This is a genomic window from Croceitalea marina (assembly GCF_042684265.1).
Classification (GTDB): domain Bacteria; phylum Bacteroidota; class Bacteroidia; order Flavobacteriales; family Flavobacteriaceae; genus Croceitalea; species Croceitalea marina.
Genome location: NZ_JBHULB010000005.1, coordinates 45,829 through 70,579, shown reverse-complemented (window position 1 = coordinate 70,579; position 24,751 = coordinate 45,829). Strand labels below are relative to the sequence as shown.

Annotated in this window: 20 protein-coding genes; 12 read left to right on the top strand and 8 right to left on the bottom strand. The window is 39.0% G+C overall.

The features are described from left to right. The 4 genes from ACFSQJ_RS01285 (at nt 1) to ACFSQJ_RS01270 (ending at nt 3,142) form a co-directional block, all read left to right on the top strand. Nucleotides 1–330: a translation initiation factor gene (locus tag ACFSQJ_RS01285; protein WP_377764938.1), complete on the top strand. Its 330-nt coding sequence runs from the start codon at nt 1–3 to the stop codon at nt 328–330. Between the two features lie 146 nt (nt 331–476). Next, nucleotides 477–1,409 (top strand): DUF1835 domain-containing protein, encoded by a 933-nt coding sequence (locus tag ACFSQJ_RS01280; protein ID WP_377764937.1) that lies wholly within the window; start codon nt 477–479, stop codon nt 1,407–1,409. Between the two features lies 1 nt (nt 1,410). Beyond that, on the top strand, nt 1,411–2,277 hold the full coding sequence (locus tag ACFSQJ_RS01275) for a nucleoside phosphorylase (protein ID WP_377764936.1): 867 nt from the start codon (nt 1,411–1,413) through the stop codon (nt 2,275–2,277). A gap of 19 nt (nt 2,278–2,296) precedes the next feature. Next, on the top strand, nt 2,297–3,142 hold the full coding sequence (locus ACFSQJ_RS01270) for a substrate-binding domain-containing protein (protein WP_377764935.1): 846 nt from the start codon (nt 2,297–2,299) through the stop codon (nt 3,140–3,142). Here the strand turns inward: ACFSQJ_RS01270 and ACFSQJ_RS01265 are convergent. Together ACFSQJ_RS01265 and ACFSQJ_RS01260 are read right to left on the bottom strand one after the other, a co-directional pair. Next, nucleotides 3,131–3,550, bottom strand: coding sequence for a response regulator (locus ACFSQJ_RS01265; RefSeq protein ID WP_377764934.1), 420 nt, complete (start codon nt 3,548–3,550; stop codon nt 3,131–3,133). The genes ACFSQJ_RS01270 and ACFSQJ_RS01265 overlap by 12 nt on opposite strands. 83 nt (nt 3,551–3,633) lie before the next feature. After that, on the bottom strand, nt 3,634–4,299 hold the full coding sequence (locus tag ACFSQJ_RS01260) for a uracil-DNA glycosylase (RefSeq protein WP_377764933.1): 666 nt from the start codon (nt 4,297–4,299) through the stop codon (nt 3,634–3,636). 98 nt (nt 4,300–4,397) lie between these two features. Here ACFSQJ_RS01260 and ACFSQJ_RS01255 point away from each other — a divergent pair, with 98 nt between their 5' ends. The 3 genes from ACFSQJ_RS01255 (at nt 4,398) to ACFSQJ_RS01245 (ending at nt 7,854) form a co-directional block, all read left to right on the top strand. Then, nucleotides 4,398–5,438: a dipeptide epimerase gene (locus ACFSQJ_RS01255; RefSeq protein WP_377764932.1), complete on the top strand. Its 1,041-nt coding sequence runs from the start codon at nt 4,398–4,400 to the stop codon at nt 5,436–5,438. A 3-nt stretch (nt 5,439–5,441) separates the two neighbouring features. After that, nucleotides 5,442–6,485: a DUF1611 domain-containing protein gene (locus ACFSQJ_RS01250; RefSeq protein ID WP_377764931.1), complete on the top strand. Its 1,044-nt coding sequence runs from the start codon at nt 5,442–5,444 to the stop codon at nt 6,483–6,485. Nucleotides 6,486–6,567: 82 nt separating this feature from the next. After that, nucleotides 6,568–7,854, top strand: a complete 1,287-nt coding sequence (locus tag ACFSQJ_RS01245) for an alkaline phosphatase family protein (protein WP_377764930.1) — start codon at nt 6,568–6,570, stop codon at nt 7,852–7,854. A 102-nt stretch (nt 7,855–7,956) separates the two neighbouring features. Here the strand turns inward: ACFSQJ_RS01245 and ACFSQJ_RS01240 are convergent, their stop codons facing one another. Beyond that, nucleotides 7,957–11,226, bottom strand: a complete 3,270-nt coding sequence (locus ACFSQJ_RS01240; protein WP_377764929.1) for a VPS10 domain-containing protein — start codon at nt 11,224–11,226, stop codon at nt 7,957–7,959. A gap of 294 nt (nt 11,227–11,520) precedes the next feature. Between ACFSQJ_RS01240 and ACFSQJ_RS01235 the strand changes: the two genes are divergently transcribed. Then, nucleotides 11,521–13,692 (top strand): endonuclease MutS2, encoded by a 2,172-nt coding sequence (locus ACFSQJ_RS01235; RefSeq protein ID WP_377764928.1) that lies wholly within the window; start codon nt 11,521–11,523, stop codon nt 13,690–13,692. Further along, nucleotides 13,689–14,042 carry a hypothetical protein gene (locus ACFSQJ_RS01230; protein WP_377764927.1) on the top strand — a complete coding sequence of 118 codons (354 nt, stop codon included), beginning with the start codon at nt 13,689–13,691 and terminating at the stop codon, nt 14,040–14,042. The genes ACFSQJ_RS01235 and ACFSQJ_RS01230 overlap by 4 nt, the downstream gene beginning before the upstream one ends. Before the next feature lie 223 nt (nt 14,043–14,265). Here the strand turns inward: ACFSQJ_RS01230 and ACFSQJ_RS01225 are convergent, their stop codons facing one another. Beyond that, nucleotides 14,266–15,981: a thiol-activated cytolysin family protein gene (locus ACFSQJ_RS01225; protein WP_377764926.1), complete on the bottom strand. Its 1,716-nt coding sequence runs from the start codon at nt 15,979–15,981 to the stop codon at nt 14,266–14,268. Nucleotides 15,982–16,295: 314 nt separating this feature from the next. Here ACFSQJ_RS01225 and ACFSQJ_RS01220 point away from each other — a divergent pair, with 314 nt between their 5' ends. From ACFSQJ_RS01220 to ACFSQJ_RS01210, 3 genes are all read left to right on the top strand, one after another. Then, the gene (locus tag ACFSQJ_RS01220) at nt 16,296–18,053 is read left to right on the top strand and encodes a tetratricopeptide repeat protein (protein ID WP_377764925.1); all 1,758 of its coding nucleotides are present in this window, start codon (nt 16,296–16,298) and stop codon (nt 18,051–18,053) included. Nucleotides 18,054–18,188: 135 nt separating this feature from the next. Then, the gene (locus tag ACFSQJ_RS01215) at nt 18,189–18,599 is read left to right on the top strand and encodes a thiol-disulfide oxidoreductase DCC family protein (protein ID WP_377764924.1); all 411 of its coding nucleotides are present in this window, start codon (nt 18,189–18,191) and stop codon (nt 18,597–18,599) included. 248 nt (nt 18,600–18,847) lie between these two features. Beyond that, on the top strand, nt 18,848–20,944 hold the full coding sequence (locus ACFSQJ_RS01210; RefSeq protein WP_377764923.1) for a DUF4139 domain-containing protein: 2,097 nt from the start codon (nt 18,848–18,850) through the stop codon (nt 20,942–20,944). A gap of 45 nt (nt 20,945–20,989) precedes the next feature. Here ACFSQJ_RS01210 and ACFSQJ_RS01205 read toward each other — a convergent pair whose 3' ends face one another. The 4 genes from ACFSQJ_RS01205 to gshB are packed head-to-tail and all read right to left on the bottom strand — an operon-like array spanning nt 20,990 to nt 24,743. Next, entirely contained in the window at nt 20,990–21,715 is a 726-nt protein-coding gene (locus tag ACFSQJ_RS01205) for a hypothetical protein (RefSeq protein WP_377764922.1), read from the bottom strand. A gap of 7 nt (nt 21,716–21,722) precedes the next feature. Then, nucleotides 21,723–22,898 carry a flavohemoglobin expression-modulating QEGLA motif protein gene (locus ACFSQJ_RS01200; RefSeq protein WP_377764921.1) on the bottom strand — a complete coding sequence of 392 codons (1,176 nt, stop codon included), beginning with the start codon at nt 22,896–22,898 and terminating at the stop codon, nt 21,723–21,725. Beyond that, the gene (locus ACFSQJ_RS01195; RefSeq protein WP_377764920.1) at nt 22,895–23,719 is read right to left on the bottom strand and encodes an N-formylglutamate amidohydrolase; all 825 of its coding nucleotides are present in this window, start codon (nt 23,717–23,719) and stop codon (nt 22,895–22,897) included. Before ACFSQJ_RS01195 ends, ACFSQJ_RS01200 begins: the two co-directional genes overlap by 4 nt. Further along, nucleotides 23,712–24,743, bottom strand: coding sequence for a glutathione synthase (gene gshB, locus ACFSQJ_RS01190; protein ID WP_377764919.1), 1,032 nt, complete (start codon nt 24,741–24,743; stop codon nt 23,712–23,714). The genes ACFSQJ_RS01195 and gshB overlap by 8 nt, the downstream gene beginning before the upstream one ends. Nucleotides 24,744–24,751 lie beyond the last annotated feature (8 nt).

Here is a 24,751-nt window from a genome sequence, read left to right as displayed (position 1 = left end):
ATGGATATTAGTGACCAGCTCAAAAATTTATTCCCAGACCATGTTCCTGAGGAATCTAACACCCCAGAACCTGAAAAACCGGACTACTGGTTGCAAGATGCACCTATTATCTGCAAATACGAAAAACGAAAAGGCAAGCCAATAACCATTTTAGAAGGGTATACCGGCTCAGATGCAGATTTTAAGAAGTTGGCAAAAGAGCTGAAGTCCTATTTAAGCGTCGGAGGAAGCTTTAAAAACGAAACAATTATTATTCAGGGGGATTATCGCGACAAAATCATGGATTTCTTAAAACAAAAAGGTTTTAAAGTGAAAAGGGTCGGCGGATAAATTACAAATGGTTGCGTTTAAAATTGTTTTTATCGATAATCTGTTAATTTTTTCGGTCAAACAACGATGTTTTGCCGGAATAATTTTTCTCTTTTTCGTTTAAATACTACATTTAGAATTCCTAACTAACGTAAACTACACTGAAGATGAAATCACTGTTGCACATTACCAATGGAGACAGTTTCACTGAAAAGTTACAATCGTTACCTCTTAAGGGAGATATTATTACCTGGCGCGAAATGCTTTGCGAAGGTAAAACCCTTAGTAGCGTTGGTAGCGAATCCTTTTGGAAAACCCGTTTTGAATTTTTAAACAAGAATTATAAAGTATCGAAATCTTGGTTTGTTGAAAAAACCTTAAAAGAGTATCGGTCCCTTTGTAATCATAAGCAGCAAGACCAAATTGTACTTTGGTTCGAATACGATCTTTTTTGCCAGATCAATATGCTTGCTGTTCTAAGTTGGTTGAAAACACACCGCAGACATGCCGAGATTTCATTGGTCTGTAGTGGCAAAGAAGATGAAACGGACAGATTATATAGCTTAAATCAGCTGAGCGACGAACAACTGGTCGCTTTATACAAGAAACGAACAATACTTTCTCAAGATGATATCGAATATGCAGATTACGTATGGCAGTTGTATTGTAGCGACAACCCAATTCGTTTAGAAAACCTTACGGATTACCAGAACTATAAGTTCGATTATTTATCAGATGCTATAAAAGCACATTTGCGACGCTTTCCGACCATTAAGAACGGACTTAATAGCGTTGAAAACCGGGTATTACATCTTGCGATCGATGAAAAATCCAGCTCACGTCTAGAATTCATGAGAAAAATACTTGGCAACCAAGGCTTTTATGGTTTCGGAGATGTACAATATGACAGAATACTTACTACTATGAAGCCTTTGATCAGTTCTTTTAGCCCGGTTCGTTTAACCAAAAAAGGGAAAGAGGTACTCCAAGGAAAATCAAATTATTATGCAGAAATACGTGATAATGAGGCATATTTGGGTGGCGCGTTAAAGTATAATTTCTTGTATAACAGTGCTTCTGAAAGAATTTTAAAATTATAGTATGCCATTAGCAGCTTCTGAGCTGATTCTTAATTCAGATGGCAGTATTTATCATTTAAACCTACTTCCTGAAGATATTGCGGAAACAATTATTACAGTGGGTGACCCTGAGCGAGTTCATGATGTATCAAAACATTTTGATGTCATTGAAGTAAAAAAAGGAAAACGTGAATTTCACACCCATACGGGTATTTTAAACGGAAAACGCATCTCGGTAATCTCAACCGGTATCGGAACGGACAATATCGATATCGTTTTTAATGAATTGGACGCCTTGGTCAATATTGATTTTGGCAATCGTGAAGAAAAGGACAAAAAAATAGCACTCAATTTTATACGCATCGGTACATCTGGAGCTATTCAACCAGATATCGACATCGATTCTTTCTTATTAAGTGCCCATGCAATCGGTCTAGATGGATTAATGCATTTTTATAATTGCTCTGATGAGCAGAATATTACTTTAGCATCAAAATTAAATAGTTATTTAGGCTGGCAAAATCGTCATATTACGGCATATGCGTTCGACTGCGATGATCTTTTGAAAAATAAGCTAAATTCAAATCGTATACGATTTGGAACCACGGTAACCAACGCAGGTTTTTATGGTCCACAAGGTCGAGGAATTCGTCTAAGTCCAGCATTGAAGGACTTTCATCAAAAATTAATGGCTTTCAATTTTCAGGATAAAAAAGTAACCAATTTAGAAATGGAAACCGCTGGAATTTATGGCTTAGCATCTATCTTGGGGCACCGAGCGGTCTCCATGAATGCTATTTTGGCCAATCGGGCTACAGGTAAATTTTCTAAAAATCCAGCTAGAACTGTTGAGCAGCTTATTCAATACTGCTTAGAAAAAATTTCATGAAATTTGCAATAAAATTACAATGAAGAAGGTCAGCATCATCGGGGTACCCGAACATTTTAATCTACCATGGCATTTAGCCATTGAAGAAGGTGCTTTTGAAGAAAGAGGTATTGACCTCGAATGGACCGATATCCATGAAGGAACCGGCAGAATGGCACAAATGCTGGCAGATGAAGAAACCGACATGGCCATTATATTGACCGAGGGTATCGTAAAAAGTATCACAGACGGAAATCCTTCGCGAATAGCGCAGGTATACATTCAATCTCCCTTATTATGGGGTATTCATGTAGCTGCAAATAGTGATTTTAACACTATTGACGACCTAGAAGGTTCAAGAGCGGCAATAAGCAGATACGGTAGCGGCAGTCATCTAATGGCATATGTACACGCAAAACAACAAAACTGGAGCACTAAGGACCTCAAGTTTGAAATCATCAACAATCTTCAGGGTGCTGTGGCAGGTTTAACAGAAAATGAAGCGGACTATTTTATGTGGGAACATTTCACGACAAAACCACTAGTGGATAAAGGTCTTTTTAGAAGATTAGGGGACTGCCCTACCCTTTGGCCCTGTTTTGTAGTCGCAACTACCAATAAATTTGCCTCAGAACAACCTGGTGCGCTAAAGCATATCTTAGAAATCATAAATTTATATACCGAAGAGTTTAAACTGATACCGAGTATCGATAGAACATTGGCAAATCGTTATGACCAAAAACTAGAGGATATTAAAATTTGGTTATCAAAAACGCATTGGGGCCAATCACAGTTAAAACCGGACATCCTTAAAAAAATCCAGGTCCAACTTTTTGAATTGGACCTGATATCTGAAATTAAGGACAGTAGTGCTTTATTGACTTAGTTTTTCAGCGTAATGTTTTCCTATTAAGGCCCTAAATTTTTCATCTGACAACGGCTTTTCTACCGTGTCTTGTACTAGTGGGTTTTCCTTGGCCTTTTTCGCAATTTTATTGGCATCAAGACCCGTTAAAATAGAAATGGTAACCTGTTCCTTGAATTTTGCATCAAAACGTTGGTTAAACAGTTCAAGAAATTCCCAACCATCCATAATCGGCATCATGACATCAAGAATGATCAAACAAGGTCCTATGGCCTCAATATCACTATTCTCCAAAAATTGAAGCGCTTCCAAACCATTTACTGCTGTAACAACATCGATAGTATCATCAATTGCTTCTGCGAAGTACTTGTTAAGCAAGTTTGTAGTATCGTCATCATCAACTAACAAAATTGTATTCAGTATATCCATATTGTAAGAATTTTATTCGTTTTTCTAAAAAAATAACGTACGATTTCTTAAGATATTTTAAGCACTGTAAGAATTTAAGGGTTTTACCAGTCTATTTTTACCTTATCCATCTTTTGTAGTAAGCCATTTGTCTTACTAAAGTGTTGATTTCCAAACCAAAGTCCTCTGTTTGCACTTAATGGTGAAGGGTGCCCCGATGTTAGTATATGATGCTTCGCTGTATCGACCAAACCGGTTTTTTTCTTAGCAAATCCGCCCCAAAGCAGAAAAATCAAACCTTCTTGTTCTTTCGAAAGTGTTTTGATAACAACATCAGTGAACTTTTCCCAGCCTTTTTTCTGATGGCTTCCCGCTTGATGGGCTCGAACGGTCAAGGTCGCGTTTAAAAGGAGTACCCCCTGTTCTGCCCACCGCTCTAAATTTCCACTTTTTGGGTACTCTTTTCCGGTATCGAATTTAATTTCCTTGAAAATATTGCTTAATGATGGTGGATGCGGTACACCATCTCTAACCGAAAAGCATAAGCCGTTGGCTTGATTCGGTCCATGGTAAGGATCTTGTCCGATAATCACCACTTTGGTTTCGTGAAACGGACAATGGTCAAAAGCTGAGAAAATCTCAGAACCTTTAGGATAACACGTATAATTTTGGTATTCGCTCTTTACAAAGGTGGCAAGTTCATGAAAATAGGGTTTCTCAAATTCTGCTTGCAAAAAAGGTTTCCAACTTGGTGCAATGGAGACATTCATCTAAAGGAGTTTCTACAAATTTACAGCTTGCTGTAATTTGTTTTTGAAAACATGAATAAATTCTAATACTTTAGAGGAAGATACCTATTGACCGATTTATGAAAGTAGCCTTTAAAACGCTTTATCTTAAAAAGTTATATCCGTTACGCATAAGCCGGGGCGTTCGTGATGGGCAATCTAACCTATATGTTTCTGTCACCGATGGCGAACATACCGGATGGGGGGAAACTTCGCCCGGAACATCCGAAGGAGCCTCCAGTCCTGAAGAAGCACAACAGCAGTTAGAAAGTTTTTTAAAAACACACAAGGATTTAAGTTCTGTTCAGGACACCTATGACGCTGCCATGCTGGCGGGAGTAGCTCCCTGCGCCCTTGCAGCACTAGATATCGCCCTGTGGGATTTAAAAGCAAAAAAAGCGCAACTCCCTTTATACGAACTTTTGGGTTTTTCAAAACCAAAACATGCCACTTCCATTACTTTGGGTATTATGAGTCCGGCAGAAGCTAAAAAACGTTTACCGCTCATCTTAAAAAATCAGGGAATCAAGACTTTAAAAGTGAAATTGGGCAGTAATGATGGTATTGAGGCGGACAAAGCCATGTATACCGAGGTATTGAACTACCATCAACAACGGCCCATAGCGATTCGAGTAGACGCCAATGGCGGATGGACTTTAGATAAGGCAAAACATATGATGCATTGGTTATCAGAGCGCAACTGCGAATATGTAGAACAACCTTTAAAAGAAGGGCAAGAACATGATTTGCCAGAATTGTATAAAGGCCGCCCTTTACCCATATTTGTCGATGAATCCTGCAGATTTGCTCGCGACATCCCGAAATGGGCGCACGCTGTAGACGGGGTGAATATGAAGTTAATGAAGTGTGGTGGAATCACCGGTGCATTACGAATTATAGCAACGGCAAAGGCTTTTGGTCTACAAACTATGATTGGTTGTATGGGCGAAAGTTCCATTTCCATAGCTGCAGGAGCAGCAGTTTCAGGTGCCTTAGACCATATTGATTTAGATTCTCATCTGAATTTAAACCCAGACCCTTGCGAGGGAGCTCCGCTTATTAATGAAATTACCATGCCCTTAGCTATTCCTGGGCATGGGGCTAAATTCAAATCTGTATAAACTATGTTCGTTACTAGCCAAAGAATAGCCCTATTTATGGAAGGGGCGTTGGATTCTGACTCGGGAAAAATGGGTTTTGGACTGATGCGTTTTTCAAAACACCCTATTGTATGTGTCATCGATTCAAAATTCGCCGGAAAAACAGTTAAAGAAGCCGTTGGCCTTCCGTATAACATTCCGGTAGTTGCCACAATTGATAATGCTGTTCAAAAAGGAAGTGAAATTCTAGTTCTAGGTATCGCTCCTTCCGGGGGTAAGTTTCCGACTTCGTGGGAAGCACCTATCTCCGAAGCTTTACAAAAAGGACTTTCCTTAATCAATGGATTGCATGATGATTTAAATGCACGTTTCGGGCATTTACTTAACACTAAGGCAGACCAAAAGATTTGGGATGTTCGCAAACCTAAGGCCAACTACCCTATTGCAACGGGCAAGGCCGCGCAGCTAAACAACAAGCGCATCTTAATGATTGGCACCGATATGGCTGCTGGTAAAATGACCACGGGCCTAGAACTGTACGCTGAACTTAAAAAACAAGGAATGAAAGTAGGTTTTGTACCCACTGGCCAAATTGGCATCACCATTATGAGTAGCGGAATACCTTTGGATGCCATTAAAGTCGACCAAGCAGCAGGAGCCGTACAAGAAGCTGTTTTAGAACATTCGGATAAAGAAATTGTCATCATCGAGGGGCAGGGTTCATTGGCGCATCCCGGTAGTACCGCTACCCTGCCCTTGATACGTGGAGCGCAGCCTACACATATGATTTTATGTCACAAAGCGGCCTATTCCCATCTGCGAGAACCTGTTTCACACATCCCCATTCCTCCCTTAGATGAATTCATTGCGTTAAATGAAGCGCTAGCCGAGGTTTGCGGTTCGCAAACCAAAGCAAAGACTATTGGCATTGCTCTAAATACTACAGGTTTATCGGAAGAAGAAGCTTTAAACAGCATCAAAGAAACGGTTAAGCTCACAGGGCTGCCAACAACCGATGTGGTTCGCTTCAATGTTGCCGTTTTGGTCGATGAAGTTCTGAACTGTTAAAAACTATACTGAAAGAATTCAGGACACTATCTGCAAATTCATGCTCTAAAAACCGAGATTTGTAACAGCTATACCATCAATCATGAGCAAAAAAACATATTTATTTAGCATCGTATGCACCCTCTTTGTACTGTTTTTATCATGCAAATCGAGCAATAGTCTTGTAAAGGGCACTCCGATTACCAACTCCAAGGCCGCTCAGCAAAAACCCTATCTCATCTTAATTTCGCTGGATGGCTTCCGTTGGGATTATGTGGAACGTTTTCAGCCCCCCAACCTGGTTGAATTTATTAAAAACGGAGTCCAGGCGGAATCATTAATTCCCGCTTTTCCATCAAAAACATTCCCAAATCATTATACGATTGCCACTGGCATGTATCCTGATAAGCACGGTATCATTGGAAATTCGTTCTATAGTTATAAAAAGGACAAGTTGTACCGGTTAGGAAACCGCGAAACCGTTGAAGATGGCAATTTTTATGGCGGAACCCCTATTTGGGTGGCAGCGGAAAAAGAGAACATGGTTTCGGCCAGTTTTTTCTTTGTAGGCACGGAGGCCGATGTTCAAGGGATGCATCCCTCCTACTATTACACTTTTGATAATAAAATACAGAGCGATGTTCGGGTAAATCAAGCTTTGGATTGGTTGGCCATGCCCAAAAAGAAAAGACCACATCTCATCACTATGTATTTTTCTGATATGGACAATACCGGGCACGATTACGGGCCTTCAAACGATGAAAAAATAAAGGAGACCCTCTACGCTTTGGACAAACATTTGGGCGACCTGTTCAAAGGGGTAAAACAAACTGCCTTACCGGTCAATATCATCATCGTTTCCGACCATGGCATGAAAGATATAGCCGTTAATAACTATTTGCCCATTCAAGCCGTTGAAAACCCTTCGCTATATAAAACCTTGAATAATGGAGCTATCGTTAATATTCACCCGAACGACAATAGCCAAATCGATTCGATTTATACCTATCTAAAAACGAAAGAGCAAAACTTTAAGGTCTATAAAACTGAGGATACCCCAGGTTTTGAGCATACACCACAAAACGAAGACTGGGGGAAACTACAAGTGTTGCCAGATATGGGCTATTATTTCACCTCTCAAAAACGAATAGAAATGCTATTAAAGGGTGACAATAAGAATTTTGGGGTTCATGGCTATGACCCCAATCTAAAAGAGATGCATGGCATTTTTTATGCTAATGGTCCAGCCTTTAAGAATGGTTACATCACAGATGCTGTGAAGAACATTCATATTTACCCGGTAATGTCTAAAATTTTAGGTTTAGAAATTCCAAATGATATCGATGGTGATTTAAACGAACTAATAGATGTGCTAAATGCAGCGGATTAAAAGGCTTTATGTGGTTTCTTGCGTGAATAAGTTTATAAAAACAGCCTTTGAGAGTTGATAGACCCCATTTAAATCATTTAGGATTATGAATACGAAATACCCTCAATTCTTCGGTAGTGCTTCGCCTTCCATCCACGGTGCGCCTGCATTAACCAAATCCTTTGCCAACTGCGATAATTTCCCTTGACTCATTTCCAATTGTGACTGTGATGAACTCAATTGCCCATTGATCAGCTGTAAAGCGTTTTGATGATTCGTCGTAGGACCATATGTTGAATGATCAATTCCAATTTGTAAAGAAAATAATCTACCACCGACTGTCGGCCTCGTTTTTTCTCCTGGTTCTACTTTCGATTTTTCACCATTTAGCGCTTGGTCAATTTTCAGAAGTTCCATTCGTACTTCAGCCAATCGATTATCAAAACTACCTGCTGCTGTAGGCGAATAATCCAATACTTTTTTCATGCGTTCTGCACGGGTCAAAGAATTCATTAAACTCATTTGAATAGCAGAATGCGAACGTACGGCATCTTCATATTGTCGCCAAAAAGCAGCCACTTCTGAATGCGGTGCACCTTCCAATGCACCTTTGCGTAATGGCACCACCTCAAATTCTATCGATTGGGACAAGGCTTTTACCACTCCATCCACTTGTTGAAAAAGCGAAGCGGAATATGTTCCTGGTGCAGCCATCAACGCTTTTGGGCTATCGTCCCACATGGGCGCTGGAGGTTCAACCATGGAAATAGCATTAGGAGAAGGATATCTTAGATCCCAAGCAACTCTATGAAACCCTTTTTTGGCCGTACCGTCTACGCGTCTGACAACAGTCCCATTTTTATCTTTGATTTCAACCCATATTTTAGGTGAATTTTCCATCCGTTCTGCCTCTAAGGCATCCCAACCGGGAAAAGCGATATTCTCTTTGTTTTTCTTTTCTTGAGCGGAACGAATTTCCTGTTTTGTTTTTAAATCATCTTTCAAATAATAGGTAAAGACAGCTCCAAACGGAGGATTGTCAGCTACAAAATGGTCAGCTCCCTGATCCCCTTTTTTTCCTTCAAAACCGAGCTGCCCTCTTGGGATATACCACCATGCTTTTCGAGTTGAAAACAAAGTAGCGTCATTTTTCAAAACTTCATCATTTACTTCTCGTAGTACACTTATATCATCAAAAACATAAAAGCTTCTTCCAAAAGAGGCCGCAACTAAATCATTTTCCCTACGCTGAATAGCCAAATCCCGAAACGATATGGTAGGCACACCGCCTTCGAGTTTTATCCATTTATCACCAGCATTAGGAGAAAAATAAATACCAAATTCAGTTCCCGCAAACCACAAATCTTTTTTTTCATGGTCTTGAACAAGACGCCAAACCAAGTCCCGTTTAGGCAAATTATTTTGAATGGACTTCCAAGTTTTACCACGATCTGTACTCTTTAATATATAAGGTTGGTAATCGCCATACTTATGATTATCCATAGCTACATAGACCGTATTAGCATCATGTAAATCTGCTTTGATATCATTGATATATGGAAGTCTCGGCATTTCTTTAATGCTAGACACTTCTATTTTGCGCCAAGTTTTCCCATAATCTTCTGTTACCTGTATCAACCCATCATCGGTGCCTATGTATATTAAATTTTCATCAAGCGGTGATTGAGCGATAGAAGTAATCGTGTTGTAATTGGACATTGCGTTCAAATCCCACGCATTATCCCAACTTTGTTGTTTTCCCATAATCGGTAACTCTAAACGATTTTGGTCACGTGTTAAATCTCCTGATAGGGTGCGCCAGTCATTGCCACGATTATCAGAAACCCAAAGTCTTTGCGATGCATGAAAAATTCGTTCTGGTGCATGGGGACTTACCAAAATTGGGGCGTCCCAATTATAGCGTTCATAATCTTCATCTGCTCCAGGTTGCGGTTGAATGTCCATCACCTCACCGGTAATCATATCAATTCTGGACAAGGTTCCTTCCTGACGTTGTCCGTACATAATATTGGGATTACCTGGCTCGGTAGCTGGTTGGTGTCCATCCCAGTCCAAGACTACTTTCCAGTCTGAATTTTGAATACCATGTATGTTGTCCGTTCGAGAAGGACCGCCCTCAGTGGAATTGTCTTGTGTACCTCCGTAGATATTATAAAAAGGTTCGGCATCATCAACCGCCACTTTATAAAATTGCGTTAAAGGAAGATTTCCCATAAAACGCCAATTCTCGGCTAAATCAAAAGATTCGTAAACACCTCCATCTGTACCCATCAATAAGTAATCAGGATCGTTTTTTCTGAAAGCCAAAGCATGATTGTCAGAGTGTTTATGTTGTTCCTTCATGCGACGAAAACTTTTCCCGCCATCTTCGGAAATCTGTACCCTTACATCCAATAAATACAATCTATCAAATTGATGCGGTGAAGCATACAACTCTTGATAATAATGTGGTCCTGTTGCACCAGATACCGCATCAGACATTTTCTTCCAGGTCGAGCCACGATCTATCGAGCGATATAAACCGCCCTTTCGTCTGTCTAATTCGATAGCAGCATATAACACATCAGGCTTTTGAGGGGAAATCGCTAAACCGATTTTTCCCATATTCGATTCAGGCAAACCCGTTTCGAGTTTTTCCCATGTCTCACCGCCGTCTGAACTTCGATACAACCCTGTACCAGGACCTCCTCCCATATAGGCAGCTACAGTTCGATGCCTATCCCAAGTTGCAGCATACATTTGGTCAGGATTTCGAGGGTCAATAACAATGTCGGTGACACCCGTCCATTCAGAATTTCCTAAAGTCCGCTTCCAAGTTGTTCCACCATCGATAGATTTATACAATCCTCTTTCACCGCCTTTTGTCCAAAGCGGACCTTGTGAGGCCACCCATATCACATCCGAATTTTCAGGATGAATAACAATTTTCGATATATGGTTAGAGTTTTTCAGACCCATATTTTTCCAATTCGCTCCTCCATCATCACTTCGATATACGCCATCGCCAAACGATAAATGACGGCCACCTACATTTTCTCCAGTACCTACCCAGACAACATGAGGATTATTAGGGTCAATGGACACACAGCCTGTGGCAAAGGAAGCTTCTTTATCAAATATAGGATTCCAGGTGACTCCAGCATTTACTGTTTTCCAAACTCCTCCTGAGGCCACAGCGATATACCACGTATTATCATCTTCAGGGTGAATAGCAATATCTGCTATTCTACCAGACATAAACGCAGGTCCTATACTTCGTAGTTTTAGGCCTTCAAAATTTTTGTCTGACCAAGGTTTGACCGTATTATCTTGAGCAAAAAGAAAAGTTGAACAGAGGAAACATAGCAGTAATGTGAAGAATTGGTTTCTCATGGTATGGTTTTTTTATGAAAAAGCGATTAGCTCAAACTTAATGAATTATCATAGAATGATCACAGTGGTTAGATTTAATTTGTTGTTATGTGGTTTCTGGGATAGCGGTTCAAGCTAAACAACTTGACTGTTCTACTAACGGCTAACTTTACCCAACTTTATGTCATATTTTTGGTTACGGCAGATTGATACTCATGTACCATTCCATAACGAAACCATAACCAAGCCGATAACGAAACCCAATTTTTCACTTCCTTTTAGTAATACTTATCTTTGCGCTGCTAGAAAAAGAACATGCAGCAGATACACCAAAAAACCCTTCAAGACTTAGAATTCCCCACCGTACTGCATCAGCTAGTAGCCCGTTGCAACACCGAATTGGGCAAAGCTGCTGCTTTAGAAATACAGCCTTTATCGGATGAAGCTTATTTAAAAACGTTATTGGGGCAAACCTCAGAGTATCTGGCCTCTTTTGATAACGACAATCGCATTCCCAATCATGGTTTTGATGCTATTACGAGCGAACTAAAATTATTGGGGATTGAAAATACAACTCTAGAGATTTCGGGCTTCCGAAGAATTGGCAGTCTTTGTGCAACCATAGTCATCCATAAAAAATTCTTTAAAAAGTTTAAGGAATACTATCCGCTTTTGTGGGCCTTTTCAGAAACTGTAGAAGAAAATAAGGCCATTGTTGAAGAAATAGACGCTATTATTGATAAGTTCGGTGAGATACGTGACAATGCTTCGGTAGAACTTAAAAATATCCGATATCAGATTAATTCCGTCAAAGGAAAAATCAATCAAAGTTTCGGGGCCGCGCTAACCCGCTATCAGGCCTCCGAATTTTTAGATGAGATTCGGGAATCCGTTGTGGAGAATAGACGTGTATTGGCAGTTAAGGCCATGCACCGCAAGAAAGTCCGTGGTACGGTGATGGGGAATTCAAAAACTGGCAGTATTGTTTACATTGTACCCGAAGCTACACTTCAATTCAGTACCGAACTAAGCAATCTGGAGTTTGAAGAAAAAGAGGAGATTCAAAAAATACTGAACGGTCTCACAAATTACATTCGCCCCTATTCCGAAACCCTAAAAAACTACCAACACTTTCTAACCCATATCGATATTACGGCCTCAAAGGCAAAGTACGCATCGGAAATGAATGCCATTCTGCCCGAAATCAATACCGAGAAACGATTGTTCTTACGTGATGCCTATCATCCGTTACTCTATTTAAGCAATAAGCAAAAAAGAGAAAAAACTTGGCCCCAGACCATAGAACTGCATCAAGAAAAACGAATCATCGTCATCTCCGGACCGAATGCTGGTGGTAAAAGTATTACCTTAAAGACCATTGGGCTTTTGCAATTGATGTTGCAAAGCGGTTTATTGATTCCAGTGCATGAGCGTAGCTCGGTCTTTCTTTTTGAAAAGATACTAACAGATATTGGAGATAACCAATCCATTGAAAATCATTTAAGTACCTACAGTTACCGCCTTAAAAACATGAACCAGTTTTTAAAGCGTTGTAACAATAAAACCTTGTTCTTGATTGATGAGTTTGGTACAGGGTCCGACCCTGAACTGGGCGGTGCTTTGGCCGAAGCCTGTTTAGAGGTTTTTTATGAGCGGGAAGGTTATGGGGTAATTACGACCCACTACTCGAATCTAAAATTACTGGCGAACGAATTACCGCATGCCACCAACGCCAACATGCTTTTTGACAATAGAACCCTGCAACCCACCTTTAAATTGGTAATGGGCGAGGCGGGCAGCTCATTTACCTTTGAGGTAGCACAAAAGAACGGTATTCCCTACTCGCTCATCAATAAGGCCAAGAAAAAAATTGAACGAGGTAAAGTTCGGTTTGATGCGACTATAGCCAAACTGCAGAAAGAGCGTTCAAAGATGGCCAAAACTGGCTCCAGGCTTCAAGACGAAGAAAGTAAGGCCCGTGAAGAAGCCAAAAAACTGGAAGCCTTAAATGCTAAAGTAAAATCGAAACTCGAAAACTACCAAGAGCAGTACGATCATAACCAACGTATGATCCATCTGGGAAATAAGCTCAATGATGCTGCCGAAAAATTCTTTTTAGACAATAAGAAACGCCCATTGGTTTCGGAGTTATTACGTATTGTAGAAACCGAAAATAGCAAACGCAAGAAAACTACTGCAAAACAGGCAAAAGCTAAAAAAGCTCAAAAAAAGCAGGTAGCTAACGAGTTGGAACAGAAAATCGTTGCAGTACGAAAAGAGAAGGTAGCCAAAAAGAAAAAGGCCGTCATTGAAGAAAAAACAAAGCCCAGACCCGTATTTAAAGTCGGTGACCGGGTACGTATGTTCGATGGCAAGGCCGTAGGCAGTATCGATAAACTTGAAAAAAACAAAGCTGTGGTAAATTATGGGATGTTCACCACCAGTGTTGGTGTGGAACAATTGGAATTAGTGGAAAAGAAAAAATGAAAAATAGCTATACCCTTTATGGAGACGGAAGTGTGAACAGCACCGACATTATGGTACATAGCGGAAAAGTGTGCATTCGTCAGAACAGTTCCGGAGGAGAGCATCTCACTTATGTTACTCGAACATCCGAGACGGCGCTCTTCGTTTTGCTCCAGTCCCAATCGCATCGATGGGATGAGTTTGCCAGAAATAGTGCGGGTAATAACGGTAGACGAAGTGGTATTCTCATGTTGTTGGCAGAGAAATTTACAAACATCAAAAAAGATCCCTATATTGACATCCAGCAGTTCTTTAAAGACAATGCAATTAAGTATACTTCGACCTATTGGCCCGATTCGGACCGGTTTTGATGTAACGGTGTCATTTCGAAAATGAGCGAAACGCTTGAGAAATCCAGTCTAATTCTAGGGATTTCTCACCCTTCGACTATGCTCAGGGTTCGAAATGACAAAAATGGATTTTAGAATATTCAAGAATGTTATACAAAAAAAGAGATTCCCGCTTTTGCGGGAATAAAATAACAGCCGGCATCAAGTTGTTGAACCCAACCTGAGCGGCCGACTGCATCTTTGATTACTTCTCCGTAATTTTATAATAAACAGTTATTCCGTCTTCAAAACTATGTCTATAATAATATTCTCCTGGCGATAGCTCTGTATCCGGATAAACTTCCTTATCATCACCAATTATACCAGCATCTTTAAGGTTCTTTTCGGTTAAGGCATTCTCACCAAGATTATCTAGGTAAGCCTTTTTTGATTTTGAGCCCAAATCATCGAACCCGATTAATTCATTATCGTATAGGTGACCTCTGTATTCAAAGTAGTCCGTACTTTTGTTTGGACGGTAAGGCTCAATATCATAAGTGAAAAATTCATTACCTATCTTACCTTCATCAAAATCATAAGGATCACTTTTTTTAACATTAACTCTTTCCTCACTACTATTTTCCCGACTCCACCAGGCATTATCAACACCAGGATTATCTGTGTTAGATCGCACAAAATCATTATTCGCATCAGACCACATCCTAATTTCCAGGTTACCGTATAGTTCTCTGGCAAATGTTGGGCCATCAATCCGAACTAATTTCAATTCATATTGTGGGTAAGCCAAATCACAGTTTCTAACTTGATATTCTGTTGCTAAAACTACTCTAGCTGCTGGAAAACCTTCTCTTACATAACTTAATTTATACGCTAAAGGCGCGCCTGGTGAGTCCTGGGAATAGTTTCCGCCTTCTGCAATAAAATCATATATTTTAGAAAGACTATCGCCACCTATTGTTTGTGCGGCACTCGCTCCAGAACCACCGATTATAATTGCTTTGATACTAGACTTTTCCAAAATTTCTTTTGAATCAACGTCAAGTTCAAAATCTCCTTCTCTTTTGCCAGCATCTATTGCAGCATCAAATGCAGATTTTATTTCTGATATACTAGATTCAGATTCTATAGTATACAAAACCATCCGACCATAAGTTACCGAAGAAACATATACTGGATTGGTAGCACCCAAACTTTCAACGCTCGGAAGGTTCGTAAAAAGGTCACTTGGCATTTTTCCAGGAGAATCAAGGTCTAGGGTAAAATATTTTTGAATAAATTTAAGAACATATTTCCTCTTAACGGTTGTGGAATTAAAATCAAAACTGCCAGAAATATCCTTGGTCTTATCTCGATAATTAGCACCAAGTGCTATGGCCAACTGTTGTTCCGAATATACTTCAGACTCCTCTATAACAAGTTGAGCTGGCGTGGCACCAGTAACCTCTCGGTTTAATAACTCATTAATGCCTTGTCGCACCTCACTAAGATTATTGGGGTTATCAATAGTTACACTTGGGCTTCCGTTAATATTGCTCAACGAAATAGACATAGTAATAGGCGCCCTATCTGCATTAATTCTTGAATATTCGCCGGTTGGTATGGTTTCTCCTTTTAACATGGCACCTGGATATATTACATCAGTAGTTGGATCAAGTGTAAACAGTTCATTAAACCCTGGAGCACCTTTGTATGTTTTTGTAAAACATTCCAAGGTTGTGTTTTCTGAGTCACGTTCAGGACCAGACGAGTTAGTCTCTGCTATAGGAGATTCATTAGGCTGATTAAAAGCGCTTAGATTAGCAACCGCAGCATTAAAATCTAATGCATCATTGTTAGAAAAATTAGGCTGTTCTGGTCCCGGTTCTACTTCATCTTTGCTACAGCTGCTAAATGCAACTAATAATAAACATAGAACAGACACATAAAGTGTAATTCTAAAAAATGATTGATTTGTTTTCATAATTTCTTGGTTTTTTAGATTCAACACTCCAAACCTAGACTAGAAAACAGCCCAACCCTAATTTTGAATATGGACAAAGTATGGACAGTACATGTAGATTTAGTACAAACTTGACATGGACGGCATCGCTAAAACAAAAACGCCAAAATCATTGCACCATCAATAAAACCAACTGTTTTTAACCATTTTCATTTTTAAAATCAAATAAAAAACTATGGACTTTTCATGGACAAGCTATTAAGTCGACGTTGATGACAATCGTATTCGATATTCATTATTTACTATATTCGGGCAAACCATTCAACCTCAAGAATATGAAATTCAAAATCTTATTTGTGGCATTTCTCTTTCTATCCTCCATAGATCTAAGTGCCCAAAATCAAAAGAAGGTGGATAGCTTAGCTTCTTTGCTCAAAACAGCTAACGATAAAGAAAAAGTTCTTATTTACGAATCACTTTTTCGGGAAACGCGGGGAAGGAAAATGGATGCTGCAAAGGCTTATCTAGATTCTATGGAAGTAATTTCAGAAAGAACAAAATCAAATCTTTCACGAGGAATCTATTATCGGGCAAAAGGAGTCTCTGAAGGTTATGGCAAAGATTATAAAGCATCGGAAAAATCATTTCGGAGATCCATAAGCTATTTAGAAAAAACAGATGATACACTTGAACTTAGCCATTCATTCAATAATTTAGGTATCAACCAAAGGATGCAGGGCAGATTGGACTCCGCAATGGTCTATCATATGAAATCAATTAAAATTCGGGAGAAGTTTGATGCAGACCCTAACATTTTGGGGCAGAACTATTTGTCTATCGGTACAGTACATGCTTTATTCTTCAAATATGAGAAGGCCAAAGAGTACTTTCAAAAGGCTGAGAATATTTATCTACAAAATGGCAATCAACGAATGCTAGCTTCAGCATGGAATAGAATTGCAGTTCTAGAAAATAAACAGGGGAACAGTTTGCAAGCAATATCCTTCTATAAGAAAGCGGACTCCCTTTATAAGCTAATGAAGTATACAAGGGGTCGATCTCTGCTTGTATCAAACTTGGGAAATGCCTATGCAAGTTTAGACAGTATTCAGCTTTCGAATAACTATTTCAAGGAAGCAATTGAACTCGCCAGAAAAACTGGGCAGAAACAGTCAGAGCTTTTGGCAATGTCCAGTCTCGGATACAACGCTCATAAAGTCAACCAGTACCAAAAGGCGCTAAACTACTACTATCCTGCACTAGAGATGGCTGAGCAAGGGGGTATGTACAAAAACCAATCACAACTATACCGAAAAATAGCGGAAACCTATGCTGCTATGGGTGAACACAAAAAAGCTTATGATTTTAGGGGTAGATATATGGTAGCATACGATTCAATTTTCAACAAGGATGTGCGATCTCAAATTGATGAACTAGAAAAGAAATATGAGACTGAAAAGAAAGAAGCTGCTCTTGCGCTACAGGATGAGGAAATCAAAACCCTAAATGAAAAAGCCAAAGTAGACAAACTCACCAAGGGACTTTATGGAGGAGGTATGGTCTCTGCCCTAGCCTTGTTTGGTCTTTCGGTTTTTGGTTATCGCCAACGTATTAAAAAGAATAAAATAGCTAGGGAAAAGCAAGAAGAAATCTACAAGCAGGAAATTGAACATAAAAAGAAAGAACTTACTAGCCAAACGCTACATTTAGTTCAAAAGAATACCTTTATTAAGGAACTCATGGAAAATTTGGAAAACATTAAAAAATCACCAGAAAAGTTTAAAACGGAGTTCAGGCGTATTGTAATGCTCTTAAAAAAGGAAAATGCTTCGGATAAGGACTGGGAAGTGTTTAAAACCTATTTTGCAGAGGTTCATAATGATTTTGACCAGAAATTGAAAACACTTGCAGCTGATATCTCCGAAAAGGAGATACGCTTGGCTGCTTTTCTGCGCATGAACCTTACCACCAAAGAAATTGCAGCAACTTTAAATGTACTACCTGATAGTATTCTGAAATCTAAATACCGCTTAAAAAAGAAACTCAATATAGACAAGGAAACCGATTTAACCAGTTTCTTAAATACATTATAAAGTTTAGGTCTTACCTAAGCCCTAGCGTATCTTTGTACAGCTCAACCGTCATTTCAACGTGAGATGAGATATGCCAATTGAGAAATCGAGATTTCTCGTTGCTATGCTCGCTCGAAATGACTACAAATTGCCAAAGTGGTAGAAGAAAACAAAAAAATTATTCTTTTTGATGGGGTTTGTAACCTTTGCAATGGGGTCGTACAATTTGTGATTAAACGCGACAAACAAGACACCTTTCGTTTCGCAGCACTGCAAAGTGAAATTGGTGAACAACTCACTAAGGAGCGTGGAATAGATACCAGTCAAATAGATTCCATTATATTAATTGAACCCGGTGTAGCCTATTACACAAAATCCGATGCCGCCCTAGAAATCGGTAAAGGACTTAAGGGATATCGTACCCTTTCTTCCTTACTTTATGTTTTTCCTAAGGGTATCCGCGATATAGTATATGACTTTGTCGCCCGTAATCGCTACAAATGGTATGGCAAGAAAGATGCCTGTATGATTCCTACCCCCGAGTTACAGGCCAAGTTTGTGGATTAATTCCTCAATTGATAATTCCTATCGCTTCTAGAAATGACAGGGAGTTCTTTTGTCATTCTGAGTGAAAAATTTGAGCTAAGAATCTTATTTTCCACTAGAACTCAGATTCTTCACTGCGTTCAGAATGACATTTTTAACTTGCCTAATTCAAAAAGCTACTTTACTTACAAATAAATTGGTTTTACTAATTATCGATTTTAATTAGTATGAACAAAAACTAGGTTTGGTGAAACTTTAAAGCCAATCTTATGAAAAAGCTCGTTCAAATTCTATTCCTACTCCCCTATTTTGTTTTTGCCAATGAGGTAAAAATACCATCCAAGATTAAAGAGGTAACCGTTTACCTATCTGGAGCGCAAATCACGAGAAATGCGAATTGCAAGCTAGAATCGGGTACTTCTGAGGTTATTTTTACAGGTCTTTCGCATAAGATTGAAGAAAGCAGTATTCAGGTTTCCGGTTTAGCAGTTGTTTCCATTTTGGCCATGTCTTACGACATTAATTATTTAGATAAATCTGAAAGCCATCCAAAAACTACACTATTGGAAAATGAAATTGAGCGAATAACTTCCGAAGTTACTTTTTTAAGGAATCAGATTGTTGGATTGGAGGAAGAAGAAAAAGTCATTACCACCAACCGATTGGTAAGTGCTGACAATCAAGCCTTAGACCTTCAAAAAATTAAAGAAATCAGTCAGTATTATCGTGAACGCATAACTGCAATTAAAAATGAAGTTTTTAAAATCAATTTAGAAATTAATCAACATAATAAGGACCTAAGGGATATTCAAAACCAATTGGCGGAAGCTAATAAATCCCCTGCACTACCTCAAGGAGAACTGAGGATAAAGTTTGACGCTCCCATAGCCACTACTTTAAACATTCAACTGGCCTATCAAGTACAAGATGCCGGTTGGATACCCAATTACGATATCAAATCCAAAGCACTCAATGCACCCTTGAATCTCGCTTATAAGGCCAATGTGTATCAAAACACGGGTAAAGATTGGAATAATGTCAATGTCACACTTTCGACAGGAAACCCAAGCTATAATGTGTCCAAGCCCAATTTAGATACCAAATATTTGAATTTTGTAAGCGCCTATTCAAGAAGACAAAAGCTAACCTCAAAAAAGAAGGGATATGCTTTTAACCCCACTGTAAAAAGAATAACTGGGACGGTTACCGACGAATCAGGTCAACCTTTACCAGGCGTTAACGTGCTTGTAAAAGGAACAACAAATGGTACGCAAACCGATTTTGACGGCAACTACACCTTGAATGTTACCACCGGCCAAGAACTGCAGTTTTCTTATATCGGCCAAAGAACAACGGAACTACCTATCTACTCCTCCATAATGAACATACGTATGGAAGAAGATGCTGAAGCATTGGAGGAAGTTGTGGTAACTGCTTATGGCTCCTCATCTAAAAATTATTCAGCCTCTGTTTCATCTATAGAAGCTGAACAACTAATACAAGGTAGAGCTGCTGGGGTCAATATAAACGGGGCTTCTGGTTCTACCCATAAAGCCCCGAAAATTAGGTATCAACAACCAGAGCCATTAGTCATTGTCGATGGTGTGCCAATAGAAGGTTTTTCTGAAAGCGATATAGACCAGAGTGAAATTCAACATATTGAGACACTTAAAGATGCCAATGCTACAGCAATTTATGGGAGTAGAGCTTCAAATGGAGTAATTGTTATCACTACAAAAAAGAGCAGGCTTCAAGATGATTTAACCAATGCCAAATTCATTATCAAAAAACCCTATTCCATTGCATCTGATGGTGATATTACTGCCATTGAAATCAATACGTTTCAAATGCCTGCGAGTTATGAATATTTTGCCGCTCCGATTATCAATGAAAATGTTTTCTTGACCGCTAGTTTTAAAGACTGGGAGAAATACCAGCTATTGCCTGGTGAAGCCAATATCTATTTTGAAGGTACTTATGCCGGTAAAACAGCATTAGACCCCTATACCGTTAAAAAGGAAATGGTACTGTCTTTAGGCATTGATGCAAATATTACCGTGACGAGAAAACAACAGCGCAACTTTAAAAGCAAATCGTTCACGGGGAGCAACCGTATTCTTGACCGCACCTATGACCTTGAGGTAAAAAACAATAAAAACACTGCCATTAGCCTAAAACTGATGGATAGAATACCAAAATCACAACATAAAGACATAAAAGTCGATGATGTTGAGACCTACAATGCTACTTACGATAAAAAAAATGGTCTATTAAGTTGGAATCTAGATTTAGCCCCCAAAGAAAATAAAAAGGAAAGCTTCTCTTTTCAGGTCAAATATCCAAGGGGAAAATATATATCCTTGTAACTATAAAAAGCGAAGACGAAATCAACTCGTCTTCGCTTTTAAATTTTAATCAAAAGTAATTTCTTCGGTCAACAATTTAATTACTTCCTCATCACCGCTGAACATTTCCTCAAAATTATAGGCAACTATTTTATATGGATTATAACCCAATTCAATAAGTTTCTTATTTCTAAAGGCTTCCATATAACGGTATATCTTGTACCGCCCTCTATCCGGGTTATCATCAACATAAGCTTTGAGCAAAGCACCCAAGGGTTCTCGCCAGGCCAGCGATGTAATTAGGTCTTCACGGGTTATCTCATTAAGCCCCGGTGCTTTTTTAAGTGCATTAAATCGGTCTTCGGTATAAAATCTTCTTGATTCCAGGTTTTTCCAATCAGGAACTCCGGCTTTTAATTTTTCTTCTAAAGCGCTAATGCTCTCAGCTTCTAGCGGTGCATTTATTTCGATGTATCCATTGGCTATATTGGCAGTTCGCTCCATTAATCCAAATCCTTTTCTAGACTTTTTTTCTATTACTAAAAATTTCTCATCAATTCGCTTAATAATATAAACCGTATCAAGGTTTGGTCTTTTATCATCACTGAGCTCACTGATGCTCTCAAGAACCAATTTATCTTCGTATTCAATAATATTCGTCAGCTCACCAGGGCTTATATAAGAAAACCATTTTGCAGGTGCTTTCCCCAAAGGTTTTTGTTGGGCGGTAAGTGCTATAGGTACAAAGAAAATCAGTAGAATAGTAGAAAGAAAAGATACTGGCCTTATCATGGTAATTCTATTTTAGGTTCTCTAAAATAAAATCCAAAGTGCTGTTTGTATTCAAATTTTGTGCAAATGAATGGCTTTTATGTGTTATTGGGCTCATTAAACCGATTCCACTCAAATAATTCATATGTTCTTGACTATCTAAGGTAACTTTTCCGGAAAGCAATGCATCAAGGCTTTCTTTCTTTTGGTATTTTTTATAAATCTTTCGAAGTCCGCTTAAATAAAGTCTGTCCTTCGTAAATCCGCCACCCCTGTGGGCCCTTAGGGTAATACTGTATGCTTCGTCACGGTTTAGTTTGTATTGGCCATGTATTAAATCAAAAGTATCGGCAAAACCATAGCCCTTGATCAAACTATCGGAAGCAATAACGCGATAAGCAAGTTCTTTTAGGCGTTTAAGCGTTAATGCCCCACCCATATATTCACTAAAAACCGCCAAACCTTCTTGGGTTTCGACATTTTTAGGCAAACCGTTAGAAAAAACCTTTAATGGTTGTTCTAAACCGTTGAAAGTTGTAACCAAATGAACCCCAATTTCATGGTTCGCCAAGGTTAAAAGCTGATTCTTACTAAATCTAGTATTCTTTTTGATAAAAAGCGTCTGCGAACTATTACTCACCATTGCATCTGCAGCAATGTTCGTTGAAAATTTTATGTTCAAGGGAAAGTCATATTGCTTCGCAAAATCTTCAAAATAGCTTTTGGCTTCTTGCGGAGAAAATACTTTTTCCATATCACCGCTAGCCGGTTCGTCTGCATAATGAAGAATAAATCTCGCATTCTGAACATCTTTCTCTGTTGGAGTTCCAAAAACACGTAAAGAATTGTAATAGAATCTTTTACCATGTCCTATCGTTTCAATACATTGAATCATATTGGCATAGTAATAAATCACCTCTTGATAAAAATTCCTAACCCTATCATCTTTGATTCTTTCCAATCGCTGTGAAAAAAAAAGACGGTGCAATTTGTAAGGGTTGAATTTTAATTTTGGATACTTAAATGCAGGTTCACAGGTGTATTTTGAAGCGAAAAAGCGCTGCTTCTCTTTCTCTATATTTAAAGGATTTACATAGCTCAACAGTTCGATACGCTTGACCAAACGGTCTAAATTGGCATCTATCTCAAACAAATGAGGGTATTCTTCTTGAATTTGGGTCAATGTTTCTACAGACTGAATCATAAGGCTTTTTGAAACGCTTCAGACTGCAAAGGTATCATTTCTTTTAGCTGTTCTTCAACCGATTTGACCACTTCAGGGTAAATAATACCTGAAAGCTCATCACAATAGACTTTAGCAATCTCTGTCGCAAATACCAAGGTATTGCTGAAATTTTCTGTAATGTACTTTAAAAAGTAACCGTTCCCCTGAAAGGTATCGTTTATTCGTGAAGTAGAAACAATTCCGTTCGGAAGTTGCATTCCGCCTAAGGTATTACTCCAATCCTGGGCGATAGCACCAAATCTTTCAATATCGATATTGGCTGTGCCTAAATTCCACGTAGGTACTTCCCTATCCCAACGTTTCCAATTGTAGCTATGCATATCAAAAACCAGTACTCGTTGGTATTTTTCTTCTAGCTTGGTCAATAGCGTATTCACTACCCGATAAAAATTATCATGCTTCTTAAGGCTATGTTGTTTTTCATTATCCTTTAAAGGAGATTTCCATAATTCCTTTCCCCAGGCATCTGTATATACCGCTGTTTCTGGTGCCCTGTTCAAGTCATATTCAAACCGACTATCACAACCCGCTATAACGATTGGGTGCGACTGCACCATCTGCTTCGTACAGGGGTCTTCTTCATACCAACGTTCGTATTCGGTGTGCCTACAATTATCCCATAAAGACTTTCTGAACTGATGTCCATCATGAACTGCACCGCAGACATAAGGAACGTAGGATTCAATTTTTAAAGTAAAGGAGTAATCTTCAGCAACTGCTTCAAAAATTTCCTCGGACTTAATGCTTTTAATTATGGCGTTAATAGAAAGCTTACGCATTGGCAACCTCATTTCTTAAACGTGACCTACGGTCAAAGGCTTCTAGAGTATCAATGACCTTACTTTCTACAAAATCGATAACCTTCGACTGAATTTTGGTTTTGTACACCTTGTTCATATACGTGATTCCACCTGGTGACATTACATTAACCTCAACCAATTTGCCCCCAATCACATCGATACCAACAAAGTAGAGTCCGTCTTTGACCAGTTTAGGGCCAATTTGTTTGCAAAGCGCTTTCTCTTCCTTGGTCATAGCATGCTTTGCTATAGATCCTCCGGCGGATACATTTGATCGGTGATCATCTGTTCCCGGAATACGTCTCATGGCTCCAATTGGCAGCCCGTTCAATAAAAGAATACGAACATCGCCTTGGTCCGCACCTTCAATGTATTCTTGAAGTATGACATAGTTAGATGTTCCATCTGAATTAGTTATATAAAAATCTAGTAGTGATTGAATACTACTCATCGCTGACTTTTCTATAAGAATAACACCGGAACCCCCAAAACCGTTTAAAGGCTTTAAAATCATTTTATCGGCCTTAGATTCCTTAATCTGACGGATAAGGTGACGCTTGTTTTTAGAAACATGCGTAGCAGGAATAATATTGCTATGGCTATCGCCAAATGCTGCCGTGTACAATTTATTATTGGCCTCTCTTAAACCCTGCAACGAATTCATAATAAAAACATCATCTTTTACCGAGTCCAAAAAATTGAGCATTATGGGGTCTAGAGGCGGATTTGCCCTCATGAATAACACATCAAATCCAGCTAAAGGAAGCATTTCCTCCCTAAGTGTTGCCTGCTTGTAGAAGGTTTTTAAACTACTTGAAACCTTATCCATTCTATTTATTACGGTGCAAAAAGCATTGGTAACACTATTGCGAATCGTAAGGTTCGCCGGGCTGCAAAGTGCAACGCCATGCCCTCTTTTAACGCATTCATGAATTAAGGATAAACTTGTATCGTTTTCTGGGTCTATTTCTTCCCACGGATACATCAAAAAACAAATATTCATTCTTTAAG

What these genes read in the sequence shown, in the direction of transcription:
- ACFSQJ_RS01195 (WP_377764920.1), bottom strand. Translation starts at nt 23,719, where the DNA reads ATGCGTAAGCTTTCTATTAACGCCATAATTAAAAGCATTAAGTCCGAG.
- ACFSQJ_RS01260 (WP_377764933.1), bottom strand. Translation starts at nt 4,299, where the DNA reads ATGAATGTCTCCATTGCACCAAGTTGGAAACCTTTTTTGCAAGCAGAA.
- ACFSQJ_RS01270 (WP_377764935.1), top strand. Translation starts at nt 2,297, where the DNA reads ATGAAGAAGGTCAGCATCATCGGGGTACCCGAACATTTTAATCTACCA.
- ACFSQJ_RS01240 (WP_377764929.1), bottom strand. Translation starts at nt 11,226, where the DNA reads ATGAGAAACCAATTCTTCACATTACTGCTATGTTTCCTCTGTTCAACT.
- ACFSQJ_RS01225 (WP_377764926.1), bottom strand. Translation starts at nt 15,981, where the DNA reads ATGAAAACAAATCAATCATTTTTTAGAATTACACTTTATGTGTCTGTT.
- ACFSQJ_RS01255 (WP_377764932.1), top strand. Translation starts at nt 4,398, where the DNA reads ATGAAAGTAGCCTTTAAAACGCTTTATCTTAAAAAGTTATATCCGTTA.
- ACFSQJ_RS01230 (WP_377764927.1), top strand. Translation starts at nt 13,689, where the DNA reads ATGAAAAATAGCTATACCCTTTATGGAGACGGAAGTGTGAACAGCACC.
- ACFSQJ_RS01205 (WP_377764922.1), bottom strand. Translation starts at nt 21,715, where the DNA reads ATGATAAGGCCAGTATCTTTTCTTTCTACTATTCTACTGATTTTCTTT.
- ACFSQJ_RS01285 (WP_377764938.1), top strand. Translation starts at nt 1, where the DNA reads ATGGATATTAGTGACCAGCTCAAAAATTTATTCCCAGACCATGTTCCT.
- ACFSQJ_RS01265 (WP_377764934.1), bottom strand. Translation starts at nt 3,550, where the DNA reads ATGGATATACTGAATACAATTTTGTTAGTTGATGATGACGATACTACA.
- ACFSQJ_RS01210 (WP_377764923.1), top strand. Translation starts at nt 18,848, where the DNA reads ATGAAAAAGCTCGTTCAAATTCTATTCCTACTCCCCTATTTTGTTTTT.
- ACFSQJ_RS01275 (WP_377764936.1), top strand. Translation starts at nt 1,411, where the DNA reads ATGCCATTAGCAGCTTCTGAGCTGATTCTTAATTCAGATGGCAGTATT.
- ACFSQJ_RS01250 (WP_377764931.1), top strand. Translation starts at nt 5,442, where the DNA reads ATGTTCGTTACTAGCCAAAGAATAGCCCTATTTATGGAAGGGGCGTTG.
- ACFSQJ_RS01200 (WP_377764921.1), bottom strand. Translation starts at nt 22,898, where the DNA reads ATGATTCAGTCTGTAGAAACATTGACCCAAATTCAAGAAGAATACCCT.
- ACFSQJ_RS01220 (WP_377764925.1), top strand. Translation starts at nt 16,296, where the DNA reads ATGAAATTCAAAATCTTATTTGTGGCATTTCTCTTTCTATCCTCCATA.
- ACFSQJ_RS01245 (WP_377764930.1), top strand. Translation starts at nt 6,568, where the DNA reads ATGAGCAAAAAAACATATTTATTTAGCATCGTATGCACCCTCTTTGTA.
- gshB (WP_377764919.1), bottom strand. Translation starts at nt 24,743, where the DNA reads ATGAATATTTGTTTTTTGATGTATCCGTGGGAAGAAATAGACCCAGAA.
- ACFSQJ_RS01235 (WP_377764928.1), top strand. Translation starts at nt 11,521, where the DNA reads ATGCAGCAGATACACCAAAAAACCCTTCAAGACTTAGAATTCCCCACC.
- ACFSQJ_RS01280 (WP_377764937.1), top strand. Translation starts at nt 477, where the DNA reads ATGAAATCACTGTTGCACATTACCAATGGAGACAGTTTCACTGAAAAG.